Annotated in this window: 8 protein-coding genes; 1 reads left to right on the top strand and 7 read right to left on the bottom strand. The window is 73.4% G+C overall.

What is annotated here, in order from left to right; translation table 11 throughout:
- Positions 1 to 90 precede the first annotated feature (90 nt).
- The 6 genes from GSF22_RS07300 to GSF22_RS07275 all read right to left on the bottom strand — a co-directional run bounded on the left by GSF22_RS07300 (position 91) and on the right by GSF22_RS07275 (position 5,951).
- Complete coding sequence (locus tag GSF22_RS07300) at positions 91 to 1,776, bottom strand: SulP family inorganic anion transporter (protein ID WP_208812139.1); 1,686 nt, start codon at positions 1,774 to 1,776, stop codon at positions 91 to 93.
- Positions 1,773 to 2,132: an ArsR/SmtB family transcription factor gene (locus GSF22_RS07295; RefSeq protein ID WP_208812137.1), complete on the bottom strand. Its 360-nt coding sequence runs from the start codon at positions 2,130 to 2,132 to the stop codon at positions 1,773 to 1,775. The genes GSF22_RS07300 and GSF22_RS07295 overlap by 4 nt, the downstream gene beginning before the upstream one ends.
- Before the next feature lie 159 nt (positions 2,133 to 2,291).
- On the bottom strand, positions 2,292 to 3,257 hold the full coding sequence (locus tag GSF22_RS07290; protein WP_208812135.1) for a GNAT family N-acetyltransferase: 966 nt from the start codon (positions 3,255 to 3,257) through the stop codon (positions 2,292 to 2,294).
- A 151-nt stretch (positions 3,258 to 3,408) separates the two neighbouring features.
- Complete coding sequence (locus GSF22_RS07285; protein WP_208812133.1) at positions 3,409 to 4,185, bottom strand: SCO6745 family protein; 777 nt, start codon at positions 4,183 to 4,185, stop codon at positions 3,409 to 3,411.
- 43 nt (positions 4,186 to 4,228) lie between these two features.
- A complete protein-coding gene (locus tag GSF22_RS07280; protein ID WP_208812132.1) occupies positions 4,229 to 5,314 on the bottom strand; it encodes a hypothetical protein in 1,086 nt (361 codons plus the stop codon).
- Positions 5,315 to 5,324: 10 nt separating this feature from the next.
- Positions 5,325 to 5,951 carry an MBL fold metallo-hydrolase gene (locus tag GSF22_RS07275; protein WP_208812130.1) on the bottom strand — a complete coding sequence of 209 codons (627 nt, stop codon included), beginning with the start codon at positions 5,949 to 5,951 and terminating at the stop codon, positions 5,325 to 5,327.
- Positions 5,952 to 6,085: 134 nt separating this feature from the next.
- Between GSF22_RS07275 and GSF22_RS07270 the strand changes: the two genes are divergently transcribed.
- Positions 6,086 to 7,210 (top strand): DUF4349 domain-containing protein, encoded by a 1,125-nt coding sequence (locus GSF22_RS07270; RefSeq protein WP_208812128.1) that lies wholly within the window; start codon positions 6,086 to 6,088, stop codon positions 7,208 to 7,210.
- On the opposite strand, the gene GSF22_RS07265 is transcribed toward GSF22_RS07270, so the two are convergent.
- Complete coding sequence (locus GSF22_RS07265) at positions 7,164 to 8,420, bottom strand: amidohydrolase (RefSeq protein ID WP_208812126.1); 1,257 nt, start codon at positions 8,418 to 8,420, stop codon at positions 7,164 to 7,166. The genes GSF22_RS07270 and GSF22_RS07265 overlap by 47 nt on opposite strands.
- Between the last annotated feature and the right edge of the window lie 299 nt (positions 8,421 to 8,719).

The raw sequence follows: 8,719 nt of genomic DNA, 5'->3' as shown, positions 1-8,719 counted from the left end.
CCCGTCCCCACCACCCCGACATGTCGATCTTGCAGTTGTGGCCCCGACACAAGTAACGAAGAGGACAAATCAGGGGCCCAAACTGCAAGATCAACCCCGGTGGGTGGCCGGGAGCACTCCGGCGCGGTGCAACTGGCCCCGGGCTGCGGCGATCGCCTCCGGCGTGGTGTCGAACAGCCGCCCCTCAGCCCGGAGCCGGGTCAGCAGTCCACCCGCGTCGAGCACCCGGGCGTGTTCGGCCCGCAGCCCGGAGGCGTAGACGACGATCCCCCGGTGGACCAGCCGGTCGACCGCGTCCCGCAGCACGATGGCGCCGGTGGCATCGACGGTGCTCAGCCGGGACAACCGCAGGATGACCACCCGGACCTCGGCCACCTCGGTGAGCTCCAGCAGGAACCGGTGGGCGGCGGCAAAGAAGAGCGGCCCGTCGATCCGATACGCGACGATGTGCTGACTGAGCAGTTCGTGTTCCTCGGCGTGATGGTCGGCGGGGTCCAACGGCAGCTCCTCCAACCGGGCCGCCAGGGCGATCTTGCGCAGCGCCAGGGCACCGGCCACCACCAGACCGATGATCACCGCCGTCACCAGGTCGAGCAGCAGGGTGGCGGCGGCCGTCAACGCCATCACCAGCGCGTCCGAGCGGGAGGCCCGGGCCAGCGCCAGCAGAGCCGAGACTTCGACCATGCGCACCGCCGTGGCCAGCAGCACCCCGGCCAGGGCCGCCAGCGGGATCTGCCCGACCAGGGGCGCCGCCACCAGCATCAGCAGGGCCAGGGCGATCGCGTGGGTGAACGCGGCCAGCCGGGACGCCGCCCCGGACCGCACGTTGACCGCCGTCCGGGCGATCGCCGCGGTGGCGGGTACCCCGCCGAAGAGGGGCGCGGCGAGGTTGGCCAGCCCCTGGCCGAAGAGCTCCCGGTCCGGGTCGTGCCGTTGGCCGACCGTCATCCCGTCGGCGACCGCCGCCGAGAGCAGGCTCTCCAGGGCGGCGAGTGCGGCGACGGCGACCGCCGCCCCCAGCAGCGCGGGTACCGCGGCCGGGTCCAGGAAGCCCAGGGAGGGCCGGGGCAGGGTCGCCGGCAGCGCGCCGATGCGGGTCACGTCCAGGGCGGCGACCGCCGCGACGATCGTGGCGAGGGCCACCGCGACCAGGGAGAACGGGATGGTGGGTCGCCACCGGGCGCCGACCAGCATCACCACCGCGACACCGACCGCGAGCGCGACGGCGGTCCAGTCCGGCCGGCCGGCGAAGTCCCGTACCCCCTGCCAGGCCAGGCCGAGGACCTTCTCCCCGCTCCCGGTCGGCACGCCGAGCGCGGCGGGCACCTGCTGGAGGAAGATCACCGCCGCGATGCCCAGCGTGAACCCCTCGATGACCGGGGCCGGGACGTACCGCATGTACCGGCCGGCGCGCAGCACCGCCAGGGCGACGAGGATGACCCCGGCGAGCAGCCCGACGGTGAGCACCCCGCCCGGGCCGTGCTGGTGCACGATCGGCACCAGGACCACGGTCATCGCGCCGGTCGGGCCGGAGACCTGGAGGTTGGACCCGCCGAAGGCCGCCGCGACCGCCCCGGCGACGATCGCCGTGGCGAGACCGGCCGCCGCGCCGAGCCCGGAGGCCACCCCGAATCCGAGGGCCAGCGGCAGGGCGACGACCGCGACGGTCAGCCCGGCGAGCAGGTCACGGCCGGGTTGGCGGCGCAGTGCGGCCAGGTCGGCCCGGCCGGGGAGCAGCCGGGCGGCGTGCCGGGCCAGGTCCGCGACGGTGCTCACGCGTCCGCCGTCGGGGGCCGCTGCGGATCGGGTACGTCGAGCAGGGCGTCGAGCAGCACGGTCTGCCCGGCCAGCATCTCGGTGAGGATCCGTCGGGCGGCCCGCATCAGGTCGGCGACGTCCGGTCCGGCCAGCGCGTAGGTGACCGTGGTGCCCTCGCGGGTGGAGACCACGATGCCGGCCCGGCGCAGCACGGCCAACTGCTGGGAGAGGCTGGACGCCTCGATGCCGATGTCGGCGAGCAGGTCCCGGACCGGTTTGGGCCCTTCGCCGAGCAGTTCGAGCACCCGGATCCGGACCGGATGGCCGAGCATCCGGAAGAACTCCGCCTTGGCCTGGTAGAGCGGAACGGGCACAGGTCTCCCATCTCGACGGCTTCGGCGGACCCGCCACCTGAAGCCTTGAACAATTGAGAATTTCTTCAAGTATTCAGGTCGAGGAGGGGAATGTGGATGTGAACTGCCGCACAGCCGGTGGCCCGCCCTTGTCGGAACGGGCGGGTCACCGGGCCGGGGTCAGGCTGCGGCGGGTACCCGACGTTCGTACATCTCGATCGAACGCACCTCGGTCAGCCCCACCGAGCGGTACAGGTTGACCGGATCGGTGGGATTGCTCAGGTCCACGCCGAGGCCCGCGTACCCGCGCCCCTTCGCCGCATAGCAGCCAAACGCGTGACGCAGCAGCGCCGCTCCGATCCCCCGGCGCCGATGACCGGGCAGCACCGCCAGATGTTTCACGAAACCCATGTCCTGGTCCAGCGCCTGGTCGGAGGAGCGCAGCGCCCCGGCCGGTACGCCGTCGCACTCGGCGACGAACCACTCGTCCCAGGCCAGGTCGCCCCGGCCGGTGAGTTCGGCGTACCAGCGGTCGAAACCGACCGGCTCGTAGTCCGGGGTGTCCCGGAACGCGGTGTCGTAGATCCGGTGGAAGGTGCGCAGGTCCGCATCGTCGTCGGGGCGTACCGGCCGGATCGTCACCCCGGACGGCGGGACCGGTGGTTCCGGGGCCACCCCGGCGAGCGACCGGGTCATCCGCACGTACCTCTTGACGAACCCGAACCCGGCGTCGCCCAGCAGGCCCCGCCAGTGCTCCTCCGGCGGGAACGCGGCGCAGCGTACGGTCAGCTCCGGTAGCCCGCGCTCGGCGGCGCGCTCGGCGACCCGGGCGAGCTGGCGCTCCAGCAGCGGCCCCTGCGCCGGCACGCCCCGTTCCGGGTCGACGTAGACCTCGACGAACTCCCGCCCCGTACCGGTCGGGTTGTCCACCGTCGCCCAGGCGACCACCGCCCCGTCCGGGTCGACGGCCAACCAGCAGTCCTGCGCCGGGTCGGTGTACGGCGCGGTCAACGACTCCCGCACATCGTCCAGGCTGAAGTCGGGGTAGCCGACCGCGAAGGTGTCGGCGGCGTGCACCACGGCGAGGATCGCCGGTGCGTCGTCCAGGGTGGGGCGGCGGGTGGTCCAGCCGGCGGGAAGCGTCACGGCTGGCAGCTAACCCGATCAGGTCCGGGACCGCCGCTGATTTTCCGCCGCGCCGCCCCGCCCCACGCCGGCCGGCAGCCCATCCGATGTCAGCGGTTCAACCGTTGCCGGCGGCCCATCCGCTGCCGGTGGTTCAACCGTCGCCGGCGGTTCATCCGTTGCCGGAGGGCACGATCTGCCCGGTGGGCCGGTCCGGTCCGAGCCGGCCCCGGGCCACGTCCAGCAGATCCACCAGCTCGGTCCGTTCGACCGGATCGAGGCCGGCGAAGGCCGGCGAGACGAGCCGGTCGGTCACCGACTCGGCCCAGATCCGTCGGCGCACCAGCGGGGCCACCGCCGGGTACGGCGGCGGCCACCCGCAGGCCACCGCCCCGGCCGGCCCCTCCGGACCGGCCACCACCGCGGCCAACGGGGTCATCCCGGCCGCCCGGACCGCGATCAGATGGGCACCGATGAAGAGTTCGCGGAGCACGTGCAGGTGGGCTGCGGCCCGCGCCCCGGACGACCCGTCCGGTACCGGCATCGCCCGCCAGGCGGCGAAGAGCGGCATGCCGGTCGGGTCCGCCGCCGCCACCGCCCGGCCGGTCAGCTCGACCAGCCGGTCCAGTCCGGGCAGGTCGCTGAGATGCTCGGCACCCCAGCGGCAGCACTCGGTGTAGCTGACGGTGGCCACCTCTGCCGGACTGGTCACCCGGACCACGGCGTCCCACCCGTCGGCGACGGCGTCCGGCGCGATGAACCCCAGTGCCGCCGCCACGGTCCCGGCGCGGACGTCCCCGAGGGCACCGCCGCGCCCGGCGACGTAGAACGCCCAACTGGAGATCCCGAGCAGGCGGGCCCGGTGCAGCGTGCCCGGCCACTGGTGAAAGGCACCGCCGACCTCGACGACGAGCGGTTTGCTGGCTGCTGCGGTCTGTTCGGGAGTCACCGGACCCGCCTCCGTCCCGGCCACCGCTGTGGCCCCGCCACGCTCACCCGCCTGAGTCTGCACCGGTTCCGCCGTCTCCCGCAGCCCCCTCCCGGTCGAGGTTCTCCACCGCCGCCTCGACCTCGCCAACCCGGCGGCGGGCCCGGGTCAGGGTCCGCTCGGCACCCTTGCGCGTGAGTTTGCGCTGCCCCGCCTCCTGTTCGGCGGCGGCCCGTCGCCGTTCCAGCGCCGCCAGTTCCGCCACCAGACCGGACAGTTCCTCGGCGGCCGCCCGCTCGGCTGCCCGCGCCCGGTCGAGGTCGGCTTCGGCCCGGTCCTGTTCGGACCGGGCCTGTGCCAGCTCCCGGTGCAGGGCCCGGCGGCGCTTCGCCCGCTCGGCCTCGACCTTTCGATCCGCCTCGGCCTTCCGGTCCGCCTCAGCCTTCCGGTCCGCCTTGCCGCGCCCGCTCCCGGCTTTCCGGTCCGCCTTCGTCCGCTCCGCCTCGGCCTTCCGCTCCGCCTCGGCCTTCCGGTCCGCCTTCACCCGCCCGGTCTCGACCTTCCGGTCCGTCCCGGCGTACTCCGGGGCCGGCTCGGTGTCGCCTCCGGCGACCAGGCGCAGCCGGGGACGGGGTACCTCGCCGAAACCGGCGTAGCTCACCGAGCGGACCAGCCGACCGGACCGGACCTGCTCGGCGACGTCCACATCGGAGAGCGCCGCGTGCAGTGTCGCCTCGACCTCGCCGAGCGGCAGCTTGCCGGCCGGTGGCGCCGGTTCGGCCCGGACGGCCAGCGAACGCGCCTCGGCCACCAGCGCCCCGACCAGTGCCCGCCGCTGCCCGGAGAGCTCCCGGAGGGTGTCCCCGCGCAGCTCCCGCTGGGCGGCCCGGAGCGCGGTGGAGAGCGCCACCAGATCGGCGATCAGTTCCGGACGGCGGATGGCGAGCAGGTTCACCAGCCAGGCCGCCACCGTCGGTTTGCGCAGCTTGGCCAACTCCCGGGCACCGGCCGCGTCACCGGCGGCCCGGGCCGCCGCGACCGCCGCGTCGCGGGCCGCCACGAAACCGTCCGGTGGCGCGGCGTAGAGCCGCTCGACCAGTTCCCGGGAAAGGGCGGGGGAACTCCGACCGGGCTTCGACGGGGACGGCATTGGGGGCCCGTCAGTCCAACCGGGTCCCCGGATCCAGCCGGGTGTACCCGCAGTCGGTGAGCCGGGCCAGGTTGGCGTTGGTGAACTGGAGTCCGGCGTCGTTCAGCAGCCCGTCGTGCAGGGCGAAGGCGCGGCGGGGCGCCACCGCCCGGACGAAGTCCACCGCCTCGGAGATCTTCAGCCAGGGCGCGTGGATCGGCACGAAGAGCGTCTCGACCTCGGTGTCCTCCGGCGCCACCAGCGAGTCCCCGGGGTGGTAGACCCGGTCGTCGACCAGGTACGCCAGATTCGCGATCCGGGGGATGTCCGGGTGGATGACCGCGTGCGCGCCGCCGTAGGCGCGTACCGGCACACCGGCTGCGGTGAACGACTCGCCCGGTTCGACAGGGGTGAACGCCGCCGCCGCAGCGCCCAGCCGGTCGATCAGAGTCGAGTGTCCAAAAACGGTCAGCGGACGACGGTCGAGCTGGGCGGTGAGGGCCTCGACGTCCAGATGGTCCGGGTGCTCGTGGGTGATCAGTACGGCGTCGGCACCGTCCAGCGCGGCCGGTTCCGCGAACATGCCCGGGTCGATCACCAGCACACCCCCGTCGTGCTCGATCCGGACGCAGGAATGGGTGTACTTGGTCAACCGCATCGTTGCTCCTCGATAACCGTCGTGTTGGCCGAATCGTGACGTCTCTGAACGCAGTCTGCCGGAACCGGTGTACCCCCGCCGCACGTCTGACGGATCGCCTCGATCCGTGGGGCACTGACGAAGAGGTGTGGACGATGAATCTTCTCCGACGGCACCGGCCGGGCCTGCTGTTGGCCGTACTCGGCCTGACCGCCCTGGTCGGCGTCGGTGCGTGCAGCAGTGCACCGGATGGCTCCGCCGACAGTTCGGCCGGCCGGGACAGCGCCGCCGAGGCGCCGGCCGGCGCGCCGGCCGACAAGCAGCAGGCACCCGAGCAGGCGGTACCGGGTGGGGCCGGCAAACCGGCCGCCGAGGCGCCCCGCCCGGACCAGCGGGTCGACCAGCGGTCGATCATCTACACCGGATCGTTGCGGGTCCGCGTCGACAACGTGGACACGGCGGCGGCGGACGCGATCCGGATCGTCACCACGGCCGGCGGGTTCGTCGGCGCCGACCGGCGCAGCGGCGAGCGGATCATCGGCAGCGGGGAGAACAGCGGGCGCAGCGGTGCCCAGGCCGACCTGGAGCTGCGGGTACCGGCGGCGAAGTTCACCGGGGTGGTGGACCAGCTCGCCGGCCTGGGTGAGCAGTTGCGCCGGGAGATCAGCACCCAGGACGTGACCGAGGAGACGGTCGACCTGGCGGCCCGGATCGCCACCCAGCGGGCCCGGGTGGAGAGTGGACGGCGGCTGCTCGCCCAGGCCAAGACGCTCGGTGAGCTGATCTCGCTGGAGAGCGAGGTGGCGAAGCGGGAGGCCGACCTGGCGGCCCTGGAGGCGAAGCAGCGCCGGTTGGCGGACCTGACCGCGCTCTCCACGATCACCGTGGAGTTCCGCGAGGTGGTCCCGGCACCGCCCGCCGAGAAGGAGGACGAGGCCGGGTTCCTGGTGGGGCTGAAGGCCGGCTGGCGCGCGTTCCTCGACACGTCGGTCGTCGTACTCACCGTCGTGGGGGCACTGCTGCCGTGGCTGGTGGTGCTGGGCGTACCGCTGTGGGTGCTGTTCCGCTGGCTGCGGCGTCGGCGGGCCGCCCGCCCGGCACCCGTGGCGGCGCGGCCGGGCCCGGTGCCGGCGACCGTCGGGCTGCCGACGCCGCCGGTCCGGCCGGCCGGACCGGGGGTACCGGATCAGATGCCCCCGGCACCCCGGGCGCCGATGACTGCCGAACCGCGGGCTACTGAGCCGCCATCGAACGCAGCGCCGTCTGGACCAGGAGCCTGATCCCGACGGTGATCGCCCGTTCGTCCACGTCGAAGGTGGCCCGGTGCAGGTCGATGTTGGGCGCGGCCCGACCGACGCCGAGCCGGGCCAGCGCGCCGGGGACGTACTCCAGGTACCAGGAGAAGTCCTCACCGCCCATGCTCTGCGGGGTCTCGGCGATGCCCTCGGGGCCGAGGGCGGCGGCGGTGGCGGCGGTGAGCACGGAGATGGCCCGGCTGTCGTTGCACACCGGCGGCCGGCCACGCAGGTATTCCAGGTCGACGGTGGCGCCGGTCGGCGCCACCACGTCGCGAACCACCTGGGCAACGATCTTGGGGGCGCTCTCCCAGGTGTCCCGGTCGAGGACCCGTAGCGTGCCGGAGGCCATCGCCTCACTCGGGATGACGTTGTAGCGGGTGCCCGCGGAGGCCTGCCCGAACACCAGCAGCAGGCCGCTGTTCGCCGGCACCCGGCGGCTGACCAGCGCCGGGACCTCGGTGACGAGGCGACCGAGGGCGTCGACCAGGTCGACGGTCAGGTGTGGCCGGGCGGTGTGCCCGCCCGGCCCGCTGAGCCGGACCGTGACGTTGTCGGCCGCCGCGGTGATCGGACCCACCCGCAGGCCGATCTTGCCGACCGGCAGGTTGGGGTCGCAGTGCAGGGCGAAGATCTGGGTGACGTCCTCCAGGCCGCCGGCCTCGATGACCTCCAGCGAACCGCAGGGCAGGATCTCCTCGGCCGGCTGGAACAGCAGCCGGACCCGGCCGGGCAGTTCCCCGCGTTCGGCGAGCCGGGCCAGGAGCAGCCCGACCCCGAGCAGCACGGTGGTGTGCACGTCGTGGCCACAGGCGTGACAGACCCCGTCGACGGTGGAGCGGTAGGGGACGTCCTTGACGTCGGTCAGCGGGAGCGCGTCGATGTCCGCCCGCAGGGCGACCACCGGCCCGTCCGGGCGGCCGTCGATGTCGCAGATCACCCCGTTGCCCTTGGGCAGCAGCCGGGGGTGCAGACCGGCGAGCGAGAGCTCCCGGGCGATCAGCGCGGCGGTCTCGTACTCCTGGCCGGAGAGTTCGGGGTGGGCATGGATGAAGCGACGTGTGGCGATGAGGTCCGGTACCCGGAGAGCGAGCAGCTCGTCCAGCTCGAAGGGAAGCGGCTGGGCTCCGGTGGGCGTCGCGGAGACCGACGACGCCAGCTGGCTGCCAACGGGCAGCGTCAACGCACTCGTCACGTCGAATTCTCGATCACTAGGAATGGATGGATCTTCGGGCGGAACAGCAGACAGCCTAGACCTCCGGCGGTGACGCTGCGCAACCTCGTTCCGGTGATGGTCGGACCGCGAAGAGTCACGGTCCCCCCGCTCGGAGCGCTCGACCGGAGGCAGAGCGACCCGCGGATCCCAATCAAGTGCGGTCATCCACCCCCACCTCCTCTACCAGGCGTAACGGCCCGGGTGGGCAGGTCACCGCCACCCGGAGAGCCGACCGGTCAATCCGGATTGTCCCATTTCCCGGCTCACCATCCGGGTGG

Origin of the sequence: Micromonospora echinofusca (assembly GCF_017614955.1) — a bacterium.
GTDB classification, from domain to species: domain Bacteria; phylum Actinomycetota; class Actinomycetes; order Mycobacteriales; family Micromonosporaceae; genus Micromonospora; species Micromonospora echinofusca_A.
Note: the sequence above shows the minus strand (reverse complement) of the source record. Positions and strands in the feature narration are given on the sequence as shown.

Bases quoted from the DNA above. Each gene is read 5' to 3' on its own strand.
- GSF22_RS07280 (WP_208812132.1), bottom strand. From the start codon at position 5,314: ATGCCGTCCCCGTCGAAGCCCGGTCGGAGTTCCCCCGCCCTTTCCCGG.
- GSF22_RS07275 (WP_208812130.1), bottom strand. From the start codon at position 5,951: ATGCGGTTGACCAAGTACACCCATTCCTGCGTCCGGATCGAGCACGAC.
- GSF22_RS07270 (WP_208812128.1), top strand. From the start codon at position 6,086: ATGAATCTTCTCCGACGGCACCGGCCGGGCCTGCTGTTGGCCGTACTC.